The organism is Acinetobacter larvae (assembly GCF_001704115.1).
Classification (GTDB): Bacteria; Pseudomonadota; Gammaproteobacteria; order Pseudomonadales; family Moraxellaceae; genus Acinetobacter; species Acinetobacter larvae.
This window is the reverse complement of the sequence record NZ_CP016895.1, coordinates 1,875,136-1,895,285: the sequence shown is the minus strand read 5'-3', so window position 1 is coordinate 1,895,285 and position 20,150 is coordinate 1,875,136. Positions and strand designations below refer to the sequence as shown.

Annotated in this window: 17 protein-coding genes; 9 read left to right on the top strand and 8 right to left on the bottom strand. The window is 40.3% G+C overall.

The features are described 5' to 3' along the window. Positions 1-273 precede the first annotated feature (273 nt). Positions 274-2,712 (top strand): TonB-dependent siderophore receptor, encoded by a 2,439-nt coding sequence (locus BFG52_RS08630; RefSeq protein ID WP_067554794.1) that lies wholly within the window; start codon positions 274-276, stop codon positions 2,710-2,712. Positions 2,713-2,787: 75 nt separating this feature from the next. Here BFG52_RS08630 and BFG52_RS08625 read toward each other — a convergent pair whose 3' ends face one another. Then, positions 2,788-3,426 carry an FMN-binding negative transcriptional regulator gene (locus BFG52_RS08625; protein ID WP_067554791.1) on the bottom strand — a complete coding sequence of 213 codons (639 nt, stop codon included), beginning with the start codon at positions 3,424-3,426 and terminating at the stop codon, positions 2,788-2,790. A 65-nt stretch (positions 3,427-3,491) separates the two neighbouring features. Beyond that, positions 3,492-4,979 carry a phospholipase D family protein gene (locus BFG52_RS08620; protein ID WP_067554788.1) on the bottom strand — a complete coding sequence of 496 codons (1,488 nt, stop codon included), beginning with the start codon at positions 4,977-4,979 and terminating at the stop codon, positions 3,492-3,494. A gap of 332 nt (positions 4,980-5,311) precedes the next feature. On the opposite strand from BFG52_RS08620, the gene BFG52_RS08615 reads away from it, so the two are divergent. From BFG52_RS08615 to cysK, 4 genes are all read left to right on the top strand, one after another. Beyond that, positions 5,312-6,085 (top strand): alpha/beta fold hydrolase, encoded by a 774-nt coding sequence (locus BFG52_RS08615; RefSeq protein ID WP_067554785.1) that lies wholly within the window; start codon positions 5,312-5,314, stop codon positions 6,083-6,085. 447 nt (positions 6,086-6,532) lie between these two features. Continuing rightward, positions 6,533-7,198, top strand: a complete 666-nt coding sequence (locus tag BFG52_RS08610) for a hypothetical protein (RefSeq protein WP_067554782.1) — start codon at positions 6,533-6,535, stop codon at positions 7,196-7,198. 311 nt (positions 7,199-7,509) lie between these two features. Further along, on the top strand, positions 7,510-8,223 hold the full coding sequence (locus BFG52_RS08605) for an MgtC/SapB family protein (protein ID WP_067554779.1): 714 nt from the start codon (positions 7,510-7,512) through the stop codon (positions 8,221-8,223). A 200-nt stretch (positions 8,224-8,423) separates the two neighbouring features. Next, positions 8,424-9,422: a cysteine synthase A gene (gene cysK, locus BFG52_RS08600; RefSeq protein WP_067554776.1), complete on the top strand. Its 999-nt coding sequence runs from the start codon at positions 8,424-8,426 to the stop codon at positions 9,420-9,422. 143 nt (positions 9,423-9,565) lie between these two features. Here cysK and gcvH read toward each other — a convergent pair whose 3' ends face one another. The 4 genes from gcvH to BFG52_RS08580 all read right to left on the bottom strand — a co-directional run bounded on the left by gcvH (position 9,566) and on the right by BFG52_RS08580 (position 13,800). After that, positions 9,566-9,940, bottom strand: a complete 375-nt coding sequence (gcvH, locus tag BFG52_RS08595) for a glycine cleavage system protein GcvH (protein ID WP_067554773.1) — start codon at positions 9,938-9,940, stop codon at positions 9,566-9,568. A 325-nt stretch (positions 9,941-10,265) separates the two neighbouring features. After that, positions 10,266-10,727 carry a MaoC family dehydratase gene (locus BFG52_RS08590; protein WP_067554770.1) on the bottom strand — a complete coding sequence of 154 codons (462 nt, stop codon included), beginning with the start codon at positions 10,725-10,727 and terminating at the stop codon, positions 10,266-10,268. A gap of 3 nt (positions 10,728-10,730) precedes the next feature. Beyond that, positions 10,731-12,578 carry an ABC transporter ATP-binding protein gene (locus BFG52_RS08585; RefSeq protein ID WP_067554767.1) on the bottom strand — a complete coding sequence of 616 codons (1,848 nt, stop codon included), beginning with the start codon at positions 12,576-12,578 and terminating at the stop codon, positions 10,731-10,733. 187 nt (positions 12,579-12,765) lie between these two features. Beyond that, on the bottom strand, positions 12,766-13,800 hold the full coding sequence (locus tag BFG52_RS08580) for an SMP-30/gluconolactonase/LRE family protein (RefSeq protein ID WP_067554764.1): 1,035 nt from the start codon (positions 13,798-13,800) through the stop codon (positions 12,766-12,768). Between the two features lie 461 nt (positions 13,801-14,261). Here BFG52_RS08580 and BFG52_RS08575 point away from each other — a divergent pair, with 461 nt between their 5' ends. Further along, the gene (locus BFG52_RS08575; RefSeq protein WP_081408661.1) at positions 14,262-14,627 is read left to right on the top strand and encodes a hypothetical protein; all 366 of its coding nucleotides are present in this window, start codon (positions 14,262-14,264) and stop codon (positions 14,625-14,627) included. A gap of 270 nt (positions 14,628-14,897) precedes the next feature. After that, entirely contained in the window at positions 14,898-15,254 is a 357-nt protein-coding gene (locus BFG52_RS08570; RefSeq protein ID WP_157758090.1) for a hypothetical protein, read from the top strand. A 145-nt stretch (positions 15,255-15,399) separates the two neighbouring features. On the opposite strand, the gene BFG52_RS17075 is transcribed toward BFG52_RS08570, so the two are convergent. Together BFG52_RS17075 and BFG52_RS08565 are read right to left on the bottom strand one after the other, a co-directional pair. Next, positions 15,400-15,564 carry a hypothetical protein gene (locus BFG52_RS17075; RefSeq protein ID WP_157758089.1) on the bottom strand — a complete coding sequence of 55 codons (165 nt, stop codon included), beginning with the start codon at positions 15,562-15,564 and terminating at the stop codon, positions 15,400-15,402. Beyond that, positions 15,561-16,823, bottom strand: a complete 1,263-nt coding sequence (locus BFG52_RS08565) for a YbfB/YjiJ family MFS transporter (protein ID WP_067554755.1) — start codon at positions 16,821-16,823, stop codon at positions 15,561-15,563. Before BFG52_RS08565 ends, BFG52_RS17075 begins: the two co-directional genes overlap by 4 nt. A gap of 153 nt (positions 16,824-16,976) precedes the next feature. Between BFG52_RS08565 and BFG52_RS08560 the strand changes: the two genes are divergently transcribed. Both BFG52_RS08560 and tkt read left to right on the top strand, forming a co-directional pair. Beyond that, positions 16,977-17,843, top strand: a complete 867-nt coding sequence (locus BFG52_RS08560) for a LysR family transcriptional regulator (RefSeq protein ID WP_228703731.1) — start codon at positions 16,977-16,979, stop codon at positions 17,841-17,843. 267 nt (positions 17,844-18,110) lie between these two features. Further along, positions 18,111-20,099 (top strand): transketolase, encoded by a 1,989-nt coding sequence (tkt, locus tag BFG52_RS08555; protein ID WP_067554750.1) that lies wholly within the window; start codon positions 18,111-18,113, stop codon positions 20,097-20,099. Positions 20,100-20,150: the final 51 nt, after the last annotated feature.

The window sequence follows — 20,150 nt, the reverse complement described above, 5'->3', positions numbered from 1 at the left end:
TTTAAAATGCAAAAAAATTTTAAATAGCTGACACTTTTTAGCATCTCATGCGGCAAACACTATGAATAACGCTATTGCGTTACCACATTGCTTGTTTATTGACTGTTTAAAGAGGGCTTTCCAGTGCGTCATGACCATCACCGCCATTGCATAACGAGATTAAGTATAAAGAGATTAAAGACAAATATATTGAACAACAATATATTGAGTAAAAAAGTATTGAGTAAAAAACTTTTAAGCCGAAAGCTTTTAAGTCGAACGATACAGTCCATCATGCTGAGTAGTGTTTTGGGCAGTAGTATCGGCATCACCATTGCGGCTGATTTACCTGTGCAAGCGCATCATTATCAAGTTGCAGCGGGTAATTTAGGTCAGGTCTTATCAAGTTTTGCCTTACAGTCAGGCGTTGCATTATCTTTTAATCCTGAAATGACCAAAAATTATAATAGTGCGGGTTTACATGGCTATTATTCGGTTGAAGAAGGCTTTGTAGAATTACTGCAACAAACGCCCTTTAAATTATCGCAACGTAGTAATCAAACTTGGACGATTATTGTTGATCCCAATATCAAGTCAGCATCGACTATTACCACTACACAAGCGCTAGATTCCGCTACAGCAGATCCAGCGATGACGGTATTGCCGACATTGGTCATGAAAGCCAACCAGTTGGGTGAGATTACTGAAGGAAGTGCTTCCTATACATCTGGGAAAATTGCCACAGCAACACGGTTATCTTTAACGCCCAAAGAAACCCCACAAACAATTACCGTGATAAGCCGACAGCATATTGATGATTATCAGTTAAATAATATTGACGATATCATGTCTCATACGCCAGGTATTACGGTTTCAGCCTATGACAGTGAACGAACCAGCTATTATTCTCGTGGCTTTGCCATAAACAATTTTCAATATGATGGTATTCCATCTACAACACGTAATGTTGGCTATGCAGCAGGTAATACCCTTAGTGATTCGGCCATTTATGACCGTGTTGAAGTATTAAAAGGTGCAACAGGCCTATTAACTGGCGTCGGTTCTTTGGGGGCGACCATTAATTTGGTTCGTAAAAAACCAACGGCAGATGTAGAGGGTGCAGTTAATCTCAGTGCAGGGTCATGGAATAACTATCGAGCTATGTTTGATATTAGCGGCTCACTCAATGACGCACAAACTGTACGTGGTCGCTTGGTGACAGCAGGTCAAGATAAAGAATCTTTTATGGACCGTTATGAACGCAAAAGTACGGTTTTTTATGGCATCCTTGAGGTTGATTTAACTGAAAATACTTTATTGACGCTTGGCGCAGACTATCAAGATAATAAACCCAAAGCATCAACATGGTCCGGTTCATTTCCATTATTTAATGAGGAAGGGCAACGGAATCCTGATCCATCTTATAAATTTAATAATGCTGCCAATTGGAGTAAATGGAAGCAATATACTCGTACGGTATTTGCCAACCTACATCATCAGTTTAATGATGACTGGCAAGTAACCATGCAATATGACCATAAAATTAATGGTTATGACGCACCCTTGGGAACCATCCAAGGTTATTATCCAAATTTGGATGGAAGTGCCGAAATTTGGCCATCTAAATATAAAGGCCGCACAGTCAGTGATTCCTTAGAACTCTATACCACAGGTAAATTCAATTTATTTGAACGACAACATGATCTGGTATTGGGCGCCAGTGCTGCTTATTCAAAATGGAAAGGCGATGATTGGTATTCTTTTGACGATTATGACAGTAGCCTCCCAAGCTATCAGGATTGGGATGGTGATATTGCTGAGCCAAATTGGGGCGAGCCTAAATCTCATACCTTAGATAAAACCACGCAAATAGGCGCTTATGCCACCACTCGCTTACATTTAACCGATCAGCTCAAAGCGCTAGTGGGGACACGTTATATCAATTATAAAATGGATGGTCTGAGTGGAACGGTCAAAGAGAATAATCGTTTTATTCCATTCTTTGGATTGGTCTATGATATCAATGACCAAGTGGCTGCCTATGCCAGTTTAAGTGATATTTTTATGCCATATGATATTTGGTATAAAACAGCCAATAATGTCATTTTAAAGCCGAACCAAGGTAAGAACTATGAAGTCGGTTTTAAATTGCAACCTTGGGGGGATAAATTCAATGCCAGTGCCGCTTATTTTGAAATTCATGAATCCAATCGTGCCATAGAGGACATTATTTATAATGGTAATCCAAGCAATCCAGCAGTCGATTATGCTTGGTTGGGCAGTGACGCCAAAACCAAAGGCGTAGAAATAGAAGCATCAGGAGAACTTTTACCCAATTTACAAATGCAAGCTGGATATACCTATAAACGGATTAAAGATCAAAATGGTGAAAAACTATCGACTTGGGAACCCGAGCATCAGTTTAATCTTTCGACCCAATACCAATTGACTGGTATATTGGCAAATCTAAAAATTGGTAGCAATATCCGTTGGCAAGATAAAGGATGGCAAACGGTATATAACCGTAAAAAAGACCGTTTAGAAAATATTACTCAGAATGCTTTTGTTGTGGTTGATTTAATGGCAGATTATAAAATTAACCAACAGCTCAGTGCGGCAGTTAATTTTAATAATATTTTTGATAAACGTTATTTTACCAATGTCGGCTTTTATAATTCAGGGGTCTACGGCACACCACGCCATGTTTTAGTGAGCCTAAAATATACTTTCTAGACAGTAATAGAGCGACGCGTGTATTGATGCGTCTCTTGATTAACCTATCGCATTGCTTGTGCTCTCCTCACACCATCAAGATGCATTTTGATTGTGTGAGGGCAATGCTAGCATGCTTTCAGCGAGTGCATCTTCACCACGTTGCTGCAATTCTTGTACGACATTATCAAAGTCAATCTGGCTTCGATTTTGACTTAACTTAGATTTTGCCAATACGCGGTCGACGGTAATTTCAAATACACTCAATTCAGTTAAGCGTTGTGCTAGATAATCTTTGGGGGCATCAGACATTTTCCAAGCTTGATCGCCATGAGCACGTTGCTCCCGTTGTTTGGTTAACTGACCTAGTGCTGCAATTTTTGATTTATCATCGTGTAAAAAAACAAGGCGACCATAAACATGGACTGCTTGATAATTCCATGTTGGCACTTTTTGATGGTCGATTTGCTTGCTCGGATAATAATTGGCAGAAATATAAGCATTTGCACCTTGGAAAATGCATAAGACTTCTTGATGGTCTGCGAGCAAATGGTTCATTTCATTGAGCAAAGCCATATGACCTAACAAACATTGCGGATTTTTCCAAATCAGGGGAATATGACAAGCCAGCAGTCCTTGCGAGGTATGGGCGATAATACTCGCCAATGGATAATCTTGCTTTATTTTAAATATTTCTTCTGTTCTTACTTCTTTAAACTCATCAGGAATATACATAATGCCGTGCCTTATATCGGTATTGCAATGTGAAATAAATGATCTTTCGTGTTGGTTGCGCTTGTCTACATTAACCATTCCAAAGGAAGATAAGCAATACTATACATCATCAATCTTTCAAAACGACTACTTTGGGGATCATGTTTATACTCCACAACCTGCCCATTACCTTGATCATCGCGCCAGATTATATTTTCTTTGTCATCCAAAACTAAGGCATAGGCAACCTTGGTTAAACTAGCATCCAAAATACCTTGCATATGTAAGCTTAGATCTTTGGACTCTATAAACAAGCCCACTTCAGTATTTAAATGCGCTGAGCGGGGATCGAAATTAAATGAACCAATAAATGCTTTATCGTCAACGCTCAAAAACTTGGCATGTAGACTGGATTTATTTTTACCTTTGGCGGGAATTACATTACCTGTAACCACCTCATACCAACTACGCCGTTTACGTAAAATATACGGTTTAAACTCATATAGTTTTACTCCACTTTGTAGTAGTTGTTTGCGATATTTTTGATAATACGCATGTACCAGTACCACATCATTGGCCAATAAACTATTGGTTAAAACCCGTGTTTGAATCTGATGCTGCGCCAATTGTGCCAAATAATGTGCGCCATAAAGCGTCGGTACAAAATAAGCAGAGACTACCGCAAAGCGATGCTTGGGTACACCCATATACTGGCGAATTTGATGCACAATCAGTTGATCACCGTATGCGTTGGCCAACGTTTTTTCTGGGCTATCGGCTAGAAAATGTGCTTTTACCCATTTTAATTTATGCTGTTGAAATAGCGTTTCCTCAATATATTTTCGATTCTTCTCGATTTTTTTATCGATTTGCACTTGTTGTTCGTCATATATTTTTAAACCAATCCGGAACTTTGCCAGTATATCTGCCAGAGAGGGGATCTTAATGAGGTTTTCAACTGGCATACTGAGTTTATGTTGCCAAAAATCGATGAACACTTGGTTGGCTTGTTCTACGGCAGCGCCTAAAAATAAAATATCCATATCGGTAAACTGAAAGGACTCACTGGCTTCAAAATATTCACTGCTGATATTACGTCCGCCAGTTACCGCAATTGAACCATCGGCAATAATCAGTTTATTGTGCATACGGCGATTTATCTTAGCCGCGCGGTAAATATAATCTATAAATCGAAAAACTCTGAATTTATAAGGATTGTAGAGTTTAATTTCAAATTTAGGATGTTGTTTTAATGCCTGAAAATGTGCATCCAGCTGGCGACCATTTTGATCATCAATCAAAATACGGATGTGTACCCCGCGGTCAGCAGCTTGTAGTAGCTCATGGAAGATTAAATTGCCAATATAATCATTGGACCAAATATAATATTGTAAGTCTAAACAGTACTTGGCTTGCCGGATGATAAAAATGCGTGCAGCAATACTCAAAAACGCATCATCCATCGCCAGATAACCACTTTGTTGTTGTTTAATTTTGGCGAGTATGTCCTCAGAATAAAACTCATGGTCAAATCGCGCAGTTGATTTTTGTGTGGCAGTAGATGTTGTTACCATCATAACGATCCTCAACAACTAAAATGAATTTTATAAGATAGCAGTATGCGCTAATGTATAATCGATCTGATGGCATCGTCACCGCTCATATCTGGCCATCATCTAAAGCTAAGGGTTCATTGAATATAACATTTCAACGGTCTACTGTCGGCTTAAATATTTTTTTAAATATGCTTTGGTTTCTAACTATTTTGGGGCAAGAATATCGTGTTTGAGCACGGCGACACTGTAGATTGCCACCCCATATTGAAGCGCTAATGCCGCTTGAGCAGGTAGCAGGCAAGCTCTATACTTTCCATCCAATAATCGCTACAGATTTTTAGGATGCAATGATGATATTGAATTATGAGCTGGTACGCAGTGAACACGCCTGTTCTGACACCCCCATAGTCTTGATTCATGGGCTTTTTGGTAGTTTAAGTAATTTGGGTGTAATTGCACGTGCATTACAAGCGCAATATCATACCATTCAAGTTGATGTGCGTAACCACGGTTTATCTGCGCATGATGCCGCGATGAATTATCGTTTAATGGCACAGGATATTTTAGAAACATTGACGCATTTAAATATCGATAAATTTTCAGCAATCGGGCATTCCATGGGGGGCAAAATTGCTATGCAATTGGCTGCCCTAGCTGGTGAGCGATTAGAAAAATTGGTGGTATTGGATATGGCACCCTATGCTTATACCGAAAATCATCATGATCAGATTTTTAAAGGGCTATTTGCAGTACAGCAACAACAGCCACATGACCGTAAACAGGCTAATCACATCATGGCTGAATATATTGCCGAACCGATGGTTTGTCAGTTTTTACTGAAATCGTTTGATCGTCAAAATGGACGTTGGTTATTCAATTTAGATGCTCTCTATGCCAACTATTCTCAGATTCTAGCGTGGCAGGAAAATACGGCGTGGACCAAAACGGCGTTATTTTTAAGAGGTGAAAATTCCGATTATTTGGCTGCAACCACTCAAGCAAGTCTCTACGCGCAGTTTCCACAAGCACAGTTATACTGTATTGCCAATGCTGGGCATTGGTTACATGCAGAGCAGCCACAATTGGTGTTGCAATATATTCTAGACTATTTAAATGCGGCATAACCGATTTACAAGCAGTCTAGCTTAAAACATCTGGTGGCTTTATCCTGACTTGATTAAGCCACCAATCTAAAGCTTAAATCTAAGGTCAATCTCAGTGTTCAATCATTATAGAGCGCAGTATTAATCAGATTATTTGCGCAAAACAATTGTCTATTGCGATTTTATCGATATAATGTCCACAAATTTGTAAGCGGAGACCCTAAGTGGGAAGTTGTTCGAGTGAGCGTCGGTGTGATAACCGCCAAATACTAGCCGATTAAACCAGACTGCTTACAACTCCGTCATGTGGTCTTGCAATAAGACGCCACTATTTGTCTGTTATTCCTTCCATATTCATCTAAACGATTGCACTGTTAAAATACTGTGCTCAGTTTTGTTGTGCACAAAATTTTAATGGTGATCCATCTCACTTAGTCCTTTGCGACCACGTTGTATGGGAGAGTAAGGATGTATTATTTATACGCAAGTGTTTCGTTTTATTTTGCACTGGCTGTTATTTCAATCTGTGGCGTGGTCTATTCAGCACCCTTGTTTAACACAGATGATGCCGGCATTGTCGATCAAGGTCAGTGCCAAATAGAATTAGACCAAGCATTTTATAAACAACAGCAGCGGGCGGCACATTTAACCCCTGCATGTCAGTTAATTCATGGGGTAGAGTTGGCTTTACCTGTGGCATATGAGGATGATCTACAGCAATATGCCATTGCAGCCAAAGTGCCTTTTTTACAGACAGATTATTTTGCGATTGCTGCAAGTGTGGAATGGCAGCCCAAACAAACTGACCAAGAAAGACAATGGCGTTTTAATATTCCATTGTCTTGGTATGCGTCTGAGCGCTGGCAATTTGATGTCAATATTGGACAGCAACGTTTTGCAGATGGTCATGAGAATACTTGGGCTGTTGCCAGTCATTATCAGTTCAATGCATTGCATCAACTGTCTTTAGAGTTTTTTCAAAACGAAAGCCAACACCGACAAAGTCAATTGCTGTATCAGTATCAAGCCATTCCAGAAAAAGTCGCCTTATTTACATCTTTCGGTGTACCGATTCAAAATAGTCATGATTCTGCTTGGCTGGGTGTAGGCTTGAGCTGGTTAATGGCTAAATAAACATGTCCTTGCCTATATTATTGTGATCTATATACGCCAAAAATCAGCATTGATCACAGCCATTATTGGTCTTGTACAAAGGATTTTAAGTTTGGATAATTTTTAAACTTAGACAATAATGTTAAAGATTGAAAATTAAAATCTCTTTTCTACAAGGCTGCAATGTTATTGCCATAACTTCATCCTATATTGCTGGATTAGACGATCTACCGCTTTATATACAACATATACAGCATTTATATTTGCAGCGTATGTAGCGTATATAAAGCTGTAACTCCATGGTGAAAATGCCGCTGGGCTGAATATTTAATATGAAATTTTTACAACATCTACAACTCGATAACTTTATAGATACCACCATTAGTTTAACGACAGCCTTTATCTTGGGTGCCTTGATTGGAATAGAACGCCAGTATCGACAACGTACTGCGGGTTTAAGAACCAATGTATTGGTTGCGGTCGGTGCAGCTATTTTTGTCGACATTGCCATGGCATTAAATGGTGCTGACGGTGCGGTACGGGTAATTGCCTATGTGGTTTCAGGAATTGGTTTTCTCGGTGCAGGGGTAATCATGCGTCAAGAAGGCAGTATTCACGGCTTAAATACCGCTGCTACTTTATGGTGTTCTGCTGCAGTCGGTGCCGCTGCAGGCGCTGATTTAGTATTAGAAGCTATTTTGGCGACAGTATTTATTTTGGCTGCAAATACATTATTGCGACCAATTGTGCAAGTTATGGATCGTCGACCATTAGATGATGATGCTGAATCGCTTAACGTGATTTATATTATCTGTGCGCGGCAAGCGAGTAAATCAGTGATGGAGCAATTAAATCTCGTATTGAAACGTCATCAATATCCACCCAAAGATATAGAAGTTGAACCTTTTGGGGAAACAGAAGTGCAAATAGAAGCCACCCTCATTGCTACGTCGATTGAAACCGAAGAAGTGCAAACTATTTTAGATTTACTCAATGATATGCCCGGGGTACGGCATGCCTATTGGGATAAAAATATTTTATCGTGATGGGTTGAAATGGAACGATGGCTTATTTTAAAGCTTACTTTTAAAGCCGATAGCGACTGTCTTATTCTAGATTTGCAAAAACATATCAGAAAACAGTATAGATTGATGATAAAGATTGTTGATTTAAGCCGCGGCTGGTTGTAACTTGTTGTTCAGAAAGCGCTATTATAAACATTAACGAAGGACTTCTAGGAAAAGTTATGAGCAATCAGTCACAGTTCCCACATATTGAAAACGCTGGTATTGCAGTTTATAACAACAATGCTGAAGCGATTGGTAATACTCCTCTTATTCGTATTCAACGTGCCATTCAAAGCCCTGCAACAGTATTGGCTAAAATAGAAGGTCGTAATCCGGCATTCTCGGTAAAGTGTCGTGTGGGTGCAGCATTGATTGCTGATGCTGAAGCCAAAGGCTTGTTGAAGCCCGGCGTACATATCGTTGAACCCACCAGTGGTAATACGGGGATTGCTTTGGCCTTTGTTGCCGCAGCCAAAGGCTATGCTATTACCTTAACCATGCCTGCCAGCATGAGTATCGAACGCCGTAAAGTCTTAAAAGCGCTTGGTGCAAATTTGCTACTGACCGATCCTGCCAAGGGTATGAAAGGGGCAGTCGATGAAGCACAACGTTTATTCGATGAAAACCCAGGGCAATATTTCTTACCGCAACAGTTCGAAAACCCAGCCAACCCACAAATCCATGAAGAAAGCACAGGACCTGAAATCTGGGAAGCGACAGGTGGTAAAGTTGATATTTTAATATCAGGTGTCGGTACAGGGGGAACCATTACAGGAATTTCACGCTATTTTGAGAAAGTAAAAAATCAAGCGTTATATTCTGTTGCGGTTGAACCCGCAGAATCACCAATTATCGGTCAAGCCAAACGTGGTGAAAGCTTAACGCCGGGACCCCATAAAATCCAAGGCATTGGCGCGAACTTTATCCCTAAAAACCTTGATTTAGATTTAGTTGATGAAGTTATTGCAATTCCAAGTGCTGAAGCAATTGAATGGGCACGTAAATCTGCCACACAAGAGGGCATTTTGGTCGGTATTTCCAGTGGTGCTGCATTGGCTGCTGCTGCGCAGCTGGCACAACGACCTGAAAATGCGGGCAAAACCATTGTTGTGATCTTACCTGATGGTGCTGAGCGCTATTTATCTTCTGTTTTATTTGAAGATATTTCAGCAGAATAACTGCTTGCCTATCTAGGGTCTAACTAGATAGCGCTACTCGCTCCAGATAGACTCTTTAGACAAATAGACCCGCTCATAAAAAACTCGATCAATGGATCGAGTTTTTTATGAGCTACAATGTTTTGCTATCGATAAGGCTCGGCTTAAAGCCCAGCTTCATAAGCAGTATGGCTTAATAATTGTTCTAGCTCGGCAGGATTGGATATTTTTATTTTATAAATCCAGCCCTTACCATAAGGTTCATCGTTAATAAAATCTGGATCATCTTCAAGTGCAGTATTTACTTCAACCACCACACCCGATACTGGGGCATGAATATCGGATGCGGTTTTAACCGATTCAACCACACCAACAGCTTCACCAGCAGTCACTTCACGATTGAGTTCAGGGATTTCAACATAGACCAAATCCCCCAAAGCATCTTGTGCATGATCGCTGATCCCTGTAATCACAAGATCTCCTTCAACACGTACCCATTCATGGGTTACGGCATATTTAAGCTCTGAAGGGTGGTTCATAAGGGCTCCTTAAATGCTGATCAATCCTCAATAGAATCAATAGCACAACAATAAATAGTAAATGAATTAAACTGATGAATAGCAAAATAAAATTGCCTGGCAACGCCATGCGTGCTGAGCATGGTTATTTTAAGTGTAGTCGCGGCAGTCTGGCAAATATCAAAATATGAAAAAGCTTGAAATAGCATCGATATTCACTGCACATGCCGTCGACCTACACGGTTGTTAACCACTGCTCACGTTCAAGACTGTTCAAGTTCAAGACTGTTCAAGTTATTCTCAATGGGTCTTGTCATGTATAGAGCATAAAACAACGGTCAAAATTTTATTGTTCAGCGCTTTCAGCAAAAGCACCACGGCGAAATACTAAAATTTTGGTGGTTGAAATCATCATGACATCATCATTTTGATTAAAAGTTTGGGTTATATAACTGACGATAGCACGGTCATCTTTGCTTTTAGACGGCGTAATCGCGGCAATTTCGACAACGACACGAAGTTGATCGCCAGGGCGTGTGGGCTTAGGCCAACGAATATTGGCCTCAGAACCAATCAAACCATAGGCTACAGGAAAACATTCTGTCCATAAGCGCATGGTCACAGCAGCCGTATGCCAACCGCTTGCGGCTAAGCCTTGAAATACAGGGTGTTCTGCTGCTTGTTGTGGGTCGGTATGAAAAGCTTGTGGGTCATATTGTCCCGCAAATTGTAAAATCTCATCCAAAGACATTTCATAGGCGCGACTTTCAAAACGATCGCCAACGTTTAAGTCTTCTAGATACAACATTTTTTACTCCTTAGATTCAACATGGTCATTCGGTGTTAAAAAACCACCCGTTTGACGTTTCCATAATTTTGCATAGATCCCATTCATAGCAATTAATTGTTCATGTGTGCCTTGTTCAGCAATATGACCTTGATCCATAACAATTAAACGGTCCATTTGTGCAATGGTCGATAACCGATGCGCAATCGCAATTACGGTTTTATCTGCCATCAATTGATCAAGACTGGCTTGAATCGCAGCCTCAACTTCTGAATCTAAGGCACTGGTGGCTTCGTCTAAAATTAAGATAGGTGCATCTTTTAAGAACACACGAGCAATTGCAATCCGTTGTCGTTGCCCACCAGAGAGTTTCACTCCACGCTCACCAACATAAGCGTCATAGCCTTTTTGACCGCGTAAATCACTGAGATTTTCAATAAAATCTTCTGCCTTTGCCAGTTGTACCGCTTTTTTCATCTCCGCTACGCTGGCATCGGGACGACCATATAAAATATTTTCTGCTACAGTACGATGCAATAAAGAAGTATCTTGCGTCACCATGGCAATATTACGTCTTAAACTATCTTGACTAATGTCTTTGATATTTTGACCATCGATGCAAATTTTACCTTGTTGCAGATCATAAAAACGCAACAACAGTTGGATGAGGGTTGATTTGCCAGCACCAGAACGACCGACAATACCAATTTTTTCTCCAGGAGAAATGGTTAAATTAAAATGATCAATGACTTTTTTATCATTATAGGAAAAACTGACATCATCAAAACTGATCTGACCCGCTTTGACCTCTAGCGCTGGCGCATGCGGGCGATCTTGTACGGCAATTGTTTTGCCTAAAGTTTTCATACCATCTTGGATGGTACCGACATTTTCAAATAACGCTGTGGTTTGCCACAATAAAAACCCAGTCATACTGCTGAGTTTAAGTACCATCGCCGTTGCGGCAGCAATCACACCAACAGCAGCCAAACCTTGTAACCATAGATAGACCGCAGTTCCCAGCACGCCAGCAAACAATACCACCGTCAGTAACAGCGTACAGATCTCATAATAGGTCCCATAACGCATTTGCACATACACTGTGCGCATAAAGGTTTGCATAGACTGTTTGGCATATTGGGTTTCACGTCCAGCATGCGCAAAAAGTTTTACTGTTTGAATATTGGTATAGGCATCGGTAATTCGCCCGGTCATAACCGCACGGGCATCTGCCTGTTTCTTGGAAATCTTGCTTAAACGTGGAATAAAATAAATAGCGTTGCATATAAACAAGAGCAACCAGATGACTAAAGGTATCAGTAAAATTGGAGAAACCGCGGCCAGTACCACACTAATGGTGACAAAGTAAATTAAAACATAAGTGAGGATATCCCCCAAAATCACCCAAAACTCACGGACAGCCAATGCTGTTTGAAAGACTTTGGCAGATAAACGCCCAGCAAAGTCACTATTAAAAAAATCTACGCTTTGCAATAACAGTAAATTGTGAAAGCGCCAACGCAAACGCATTGGAAAAGTACTATATAAAATTTGATGACGAATGATGGATTGTGCGCTGGCAAAAAATACTTGTGCCAACAGAACAGACAATAAAATAATGAGGTTATTGCGATGTTTGCTTAAGAAAGTATCTGGACTTGATTGACTGAGCCAATCAACCAAATGACCAATCTGCGAAAAGAATAATGCCTCAAAACTGGCAGTTGCAGCCGTTAAAATGACCAATAACAATAGAAACCGTTTTAAGCCACTGGCAGCACTCCATACAAAGGCAAAGAAACTTGTGGGTAATGGTTTGTTTAAATCTTTACTGGGATAAGGATCAACGCGCTTTTCAAACCACTGCAGCATAGTAATCAACCTAATTTGATATTTGTTTTGAAGACATAAACGATTCGGTTTTAGCACGTGGCAAGAGGGGGCGAGGCGCTAAAACCATGTTCAAGAGCATAGCAGAAAAGCAGTTTTCACAACTAACTTATTTAGCGAGTCACTTATTTTTAGTAAGTAACTTATTTAATAAGGGTTTAATGAGGGTTTAATGAGGGGCTTTTAGCGCGCCATCAACGAGTACATTGAGTTGGTAAAGATAACGGTCGCCTGTGATATAAATGACTTTTTGTTGATCTGGGGTGGTGGCAAAAACTAAATTGGCGACGGGGTGAGAAAATTCCAGCACACCCAATTGCTCACCTTGGGCAGAAATAATAAAAATCTTATTCCCTGAAGTCGCCCATATATTCCCCTTGGCATCGACTTTTAAGCCATCCGGAATACCTGTTTTAAGGTCTATTAATCTATGCCCTTTGCTTAAGTTTTTATGCTGATCCAGCGCATAGGCGACAATATGTCGCGATTGATGATTGGCATCATGTGCGGCAGCAGCATCAGAAATATATAGCGTTTTTTGATCTGGACTTAAAGCAATACCATTGGGCGTATGAACATCTGGCGTGACAAGTTGGGTCAATTGCTGCGTTTTGGGATTAAAACGATAGCTATATTCGCCTCCGATGACAGCATTCCCACCATAACCTTCATTGGCTTTTTTAATCCCAAATGTGGGGTCAGTAAACCAGATCTCGCCGTCACGATCTACAATGAGGTCATTGGGACTATTGAGTTTCTTGTCACCATAGAGATCAACCAGTATTTCCCATTTCCCTTGATGATCTAAACGCTCAATCGCACGTTTACCATGAGATGCAGCCAATAAACGCCCTTGTTGATCAATGGCATGACCATTTTGAAATTGTGCAGGGGATAACCATGTCTGGGTTTGTTGCTGTAGGTTCCATGTTAATACCCGGTTATTGACGATATCACTCCAAATCAGTTGACCATTCTGTAAAACAATAGGACCTTCTGCCCAAGCACTTGCATTGGATAATAACTTTAACTGTGCGTTGCTGGGGATTAATTGTGTTAATTTCTTAGATATCCGCTCGATTTTAAAATCATGCTGCGCGCGTGTTGTGTGATCGCTGGTAGTCGTAGCTGCATGACTATATGCTGAATTGAGTAGCATAAATACTGCAAGCGCCGAACTTAAATGATGTATTTTTAATTTCATTTTTTGCCTCAATACTCATATTGTGATGTTGTTAAGAATAATTAAACCAATATCATTAAACCAATAATGCTCTTTTCGATTGAAATCATCATGGCACTGTATAAACAGTGATGCTTATTGTGACGTATACCGTGCTCGATATTATGTTTTATTGCGTTAATATATGCAGAATTTGATCGTACTCAGTGCGTTTAATTGTGATAATTACCTGGCGAAAAAAAATGCAGTTAAATGTTTTTAAAATTTATACATAGATTAGAGTATGTTATTATCCGCGCCCATTTTTTAATTTATTTAAATGATGTTGAATCCTTTTCTATAATCAGTTTTAGGGCTTCTATCGTGTAAGCCAGCAAGATGATTTTAGAAAAGGCTATGACAGATGGTGTAAAGTTTATAAATTCTCCCTTGCTAAACTTTAATATAACTGCTTGTAATCCATGTTAATCATCGGAGTGAATATGAAAAATATATTATTGATACTACCATTATTATGCTTAACGGCTTGTACATCACATTGGGTTGCACAAGATAATCATGCCCCCAATTTAAAATCTAGTAAGAAACTATGTGAGATATTGGCTGAAGAAAAATTTCCAGTCAAAAATGAAGTTGCAATGCGTACCGAGCAAAAAGATGTTTATATACCATGCCCCAAAAAAGAAGACTGTGATGGTAAATCCTATACCTATGAAAAAATGCCACAATTACAAAGTTATGTACTCGATGTCAATGCAAGTGACCGCTATTCTTCTTTTAGACAGTGTATGGCCGATAAAGGTTGGAAACAAAAATATCGTATGCTGAAAACAGACGATTTCTTTTAAGCTGTGACATCCTCACTGAGAATTCAATAAACACCGATAATAAATTTCTCAACGGACAGTTGCCTATTTTCATTCTTTTTACGTTCTTGGTCGAAATTGAAATGGGCTGCTGTCCTTATTTATGGCAATTTTATTGTACTAGCTTAATAGGCTTAATTATTTTAGACCGTTTAAATCGCTGAAACAATTGAGATGAGTGTATAGATAATTTTTCCGATGCTGTATTTGCAGCAAATTCTTAAGTCATAAAATAACTTCAATAGAGAAAATATGAAAAATTTCAAAATCATTATTTTACTTGGATACATCGTCACTGCTTTAACAGCTTGTATGAGTTCGTCTTGGCGTGCAGGTGAAAATCCTCAAGATTTCGAGCAAAGTAAGCAACGTTGTCAGCTGCTAGCGGATGAACAATATCCTCCATCAAGAGATGAGCAGGAGAGACCGACAAGTTTGAGTGGTTTAGATACTTCACATTGCACATTTCAAAAAGCAAATAATATCTGTATGCCCCGACATGTATCTAAAACAACGCCGCCGCATCGCAACCAAATAAATCGATCAACTTATTTTCATCAATGTATGGCTGAGAAAGGCTGGATTCAGGAGGGCTGGACGGCTTTATAACATTAGCTTTATAACATTACATAGCATTACCGCTAAATACAGGATATAGCATATGCTCATCCTGTATTTAGCCTGCGCTGTAGGTTTACCTCCAGCAGCGATATTGAGGACCTCAGCTCAAAGTTGATTCAAGCATTCCCACGGGTTAGTTTAAAAACTCAGGGTTAATCGGGCGATGACAGTCGGTTGTTCCCTTTGGGCATGGTGTTTGATCAGTTTTGAACTGATAGCGCAAATCAATCTGTTGTAACAACAACACCAAGACAATAACCAATAGGCTGAAAGCAATTTGATAAAATGCTGTTTTCATCTTTTAGACTCCTGTTGTTTAGCTGATAGATCAGTCATTGCCTGTAAACTCAAACTACATAAAAAGGCAATGACCATGAGCGCAGCGGCAAATAAAAACAATTGTTGATAATCAAATTGTAGGTCTCGTAAATAACTCATCAATAAACCACCAATCAGCTGAGCAACGGCGAAGGCGATGGTTGCCATTCCCCAAAAACTGCGATGATGTGTTATGCCAAGATAAGCAGCCAATAAACTAGAACTTAAAGAGACGATTGCAGGATTTAACATTCCTGTCGTGATAGAAGATAGACTAATTGCCCACGCTTGCTGGCAAAATGCAGGCAAGGCGATTGCCAGTCCATAGCTGCTATACAGGCAGCACATTGCAGTTTTTAGGCTAAAGCGTCTTAATAATAAATACGTGAGTAAGGCACCGAGCATGGAACCAAAACCATAAAACATCCATTGGCGATTCGCATATTGAACGCTTAAATCTAAATGGTGTATGAGATAATCTACCCAAAATAATGAATGGGGAATATACGCAATAGCACTTAAGGCATAGCAGAAAATAATCAGCCCAGCGATACGATAATGACGCGCATTTAATGTCCTCGCAGCAGCCTGTTGCATAGATTGGGGGATTGAAGGCTGTCGTTGTAAGGGGTGATCCTGTGATTGCGACGGTTGTTGCTGTTTTAAAGACAGTAACTGCGAGGCATGTTGCCGCAAGCCCCAAAATATTAAGGCACTGATGATAAAACTTAAAATCCCCAATACAAACCATGCACGTGCTAGGTCTTGCTGCGCTAGAAGTGGTAAAAAGGTTGTGCTAAATACTATTCCCAAACCAATACCACTAAAGCTAATAAAACTGAATAAGTTTTTATGTTGTTGTGCCACATATTGCAGCGCATAACTTGGACCGAGTACCATCAATAAACCGCCAGCAACGCCAGAGATAATCCGCCAGCATAAATACCAATACAGTGGCATGGCTTGAATTCCACAACAGATTAAACTCAAACTGCCCAATAACGCGGAGAATAAGACACTCTGCCGAATATAAGCATGGGGAATAGCACGAAATGCCAACAGTGCGCCGAGTAAATATCCCAACAAATTAGCGCTGGCTAAATAACTGGCGAAACGGGCACTCCACCAATGTAGGTCGACGCTCAAAGCCAAGAGTGCGGTATATGAAAAACGGAATAACCCTATTCCTAAACAGGTTGCCCCCAATGCAATAATGCATAAATATCTAAAATCCTTCACTTTGTCATCCTAGACTGGTGCTGACTTGATTGAATAATAATTATGGTATCTTGTAAAATGATTTGAATTGATAGTATCTATCTCAAAATGAGATAGTTGCGATATCTAGGAAATCAATATAATCAGTATGCGGATGAATCGTGAAGGAAGTCGATGATGCAATTGAAGTCATTACAAGTTTTTTTAACCGTCATCGAACAAGGTAGTTTTTCTGCGGCAGCACAAAGCTTACATACAGTTCAGTCGAATATTACCAATCACATCAAAAAACTTGAAGCTGAATTACAGTGTGAATTAATTAGTCGACAGCAACCGATTCGTATTACCAGCGCAGGGCAGCAACTACAGCATTATGCAACGCAAATTTTGCAGCTTCATCAAGATGCATTGAATCATTTTTTGCATCAAAACCAGCAACTGCCAGATGTGCTGAATATTGGCAGTATGGAAACCACCGCAGCTTTTCGTTTACCTGAGTTATTTCATCAAATCAAACAACAATACCCACAGCTGCGATTAAATGTATTAAGCCAACCGTCGCGACAATTAATCGATGCCGTGCTAGCACATGAGTTGGACTGTGCGTTTATTGCCAATAGCCATCCTTTGCCTAATTTATATAATTTACCGATCTGGCAAGAAAAACTGGTCTTGGTTATGGCCAAGCATATTGAACTGGAATTATGCGCCGATCAATTAATGCAGCATCAGTTTATTGTCTTTCGGCAAGGCTGTTCTTATCGGCACAGTATAGAAAACTTATTGGCTTATTATAATTTGCCCAGTAGTTTGATGGTTGAAATGGGCAGTTTAGATGGCATTATGGGCTGTGTATCCTTGGGCATGGGTTTATCCATTTTGCCCGAAGCCTATGTCAATCACACCCGTTATAGTGATCGGTTGAAATTAGTCCCCATCGAAGAGCATATTGCACAAGTTACCACCTATCTGATTGCTCAACGCCCAGAAACATGGCGCAGTGGCATGCATGCCTTTATGAGCTATATGCAAAAGCATTAGCACTATTAACTATTAAACTATTAAATAGCAGCTAAACAACAGCTAAACAGCAGCGCTACAACAGCTTGTTGCGCTCGCAATGAATTTTTACCGTATAAACTGATATTTTAATTGCTTAAAGCTGTTGTTTTTTAACTGAAATGACATAAGTTTATAGAATTCTAGGATAAAACCTTTACCGCATGCGCTTTTTTTAAGACAATAGTAGCCTGCTGTGAATATCTATTCATGATTGTTCTCTTTTAAAAACCTTATTGGACTTTATTTATGACAACCCCGCTTCATGAACGTCGTATTGCGAACGCTATTCGTGTATTGGCAATGGATGCTGTGCAAAAAGCTAATTCTGGTCACCCAGGTGCACCAATGGGAATGGCTGACATCGCCGAAGTGGTTTGGCGTGAATTCCTCAACCACAACCCAACCAATCCACAATGGCCAAACCGCGATCGTTTTGTGTTGTCAAATGGTCATGGCTCAATGCTGCATTATGCCTTATTGCATTTGACTGGTTATGACCTAAGTCTTGAAGATCTCAAACAATTCCGCCAGTTGCATGCTAAAACCCCAGGTCATCCAGAATACGGTTATGCGCCTGGTGTAGAAACTACAACTGGACCTTTAGGACAAGGTATTGCCAATGCTGTTGGTTTTGCCTTAGCAGAGAAAACCTTAGCTGCTCAATTCAATACCGCTGACTTCAATGTAGTGGACCACTTTACCTATTGCTTCTTGGGTGATGGTTGTTTAATGGAAGGTATTTCCCATGAAGTGTGTTCATTGGCGGGTACCCTAGGTTTAGGCAAACTCATTGCCTATTATGATGACAATGGCATTTCCATCGATGGTGAAGTTGAAGCATGGTTCTCTGATGATACTGAACAACGTTTCTTAGCCTATGGTTGGCAAGTGATTCGTGTTGACGGTCATGATGCCGCGGCAATTCACCAAGCAACAGTAGACGCCAAAGCAGAGTCCAACAAACCAAGTTTAATTATCTGTAAAACGGTGATTGGTCTAGGTTCTCCCAATAAACAAGGAAAAGAAGACTGTCACGGCGCACCATTGGGGCAAGATGAAATTGCATTAACGCGTCAAGCATTGGGCTGGGCTGAGGCTGCATTTGATATTCCTGCTGACATCTATGCGGCATGGGATGCCAAAGAAAAAGGCAAACAATCTGAAGCACAATGGAATACTTTGTTTGCTCAATACCAAGCAAGCTACCCAAGCCAAGCAGAACAATTGTTACGCCGTCTAACAGGTGATTTACCTGCGGATTTCAATGACAAAGCAAATGCTTATATTGCTGAAACCAATGAAAAAGCAGAAACGATTGCCAGTCGTAAAGCCAGTCAAAATGCATTGCAAGCATTCGGTCCATTGTTACCAGAACTGCTTGGCGGTTCAGCTGATCTGGCTGGATCAAACTTAACCCTGTGGAAGGGATGTCAAAGTGTTGAAGCTGATGCCGCAGGTAACTATGTCCACTATGGTGTACGCGAATTCGGTATGACCGCAATTGCCAATGGTATTGCACTACACGGCGGTTTTATTCCTTATGTAGCAACATTCCTAATGTTCATGGAATATGCACGTAATGCCGTACGTATGTCTGCCTTGATGAAACAACGTGTGATCCATGTTTATACCCATGACTCAATTGGTCTCGGTGAAGACGGTCCGACACACCAACCGGTTGAACAAATTGCATCATTACGTGGTACACCAAACCTCAACACTTGGCGTCCAGCAGATACTGTAGAAACGGCAACGGCATGGAAATCTGCATTACAACGTAAAGATGGTCCAACTGCCTTAATTTTATCGCGTCAAAACTTAGCATTCCAAAACCGTGATCAAGCCCAAATTGCCGATATCGCCAAAGGTGCTTATATTCTAGGTCAGGAAAAAGGCGAGCTAAAAGCAATTATTATTGCCACGGGTTCTGAAGTGGGTCTTGCCATGGATGCTTATGCGCAACTTGAAGGAGTTCGTGTAGTCTCTATGCCATGTGCTGAAATCTTTGTACAACAAGACCCTGCTTATCGTGAAGCAGTCTTGCCAAGCCATATACGTGCCCGTGTTGCAATCGAAGCTGCACATGTAGACTATTGGTGGAAGTTTGTCGGTCTGGATGGCAAAGTCATTGGTATGCAAAGCTATGGTGAATCTGCACCGGCCAAAGATTTATATCAACACTTTGGTATTACTACAGATGCAGTGGTTGCCGCGGTACAAGAATTAACCGCTTAAGCTAAGCTATGCGATCAGCTTAAACGTTGCAATGTTCATGTTTAAGCCAGT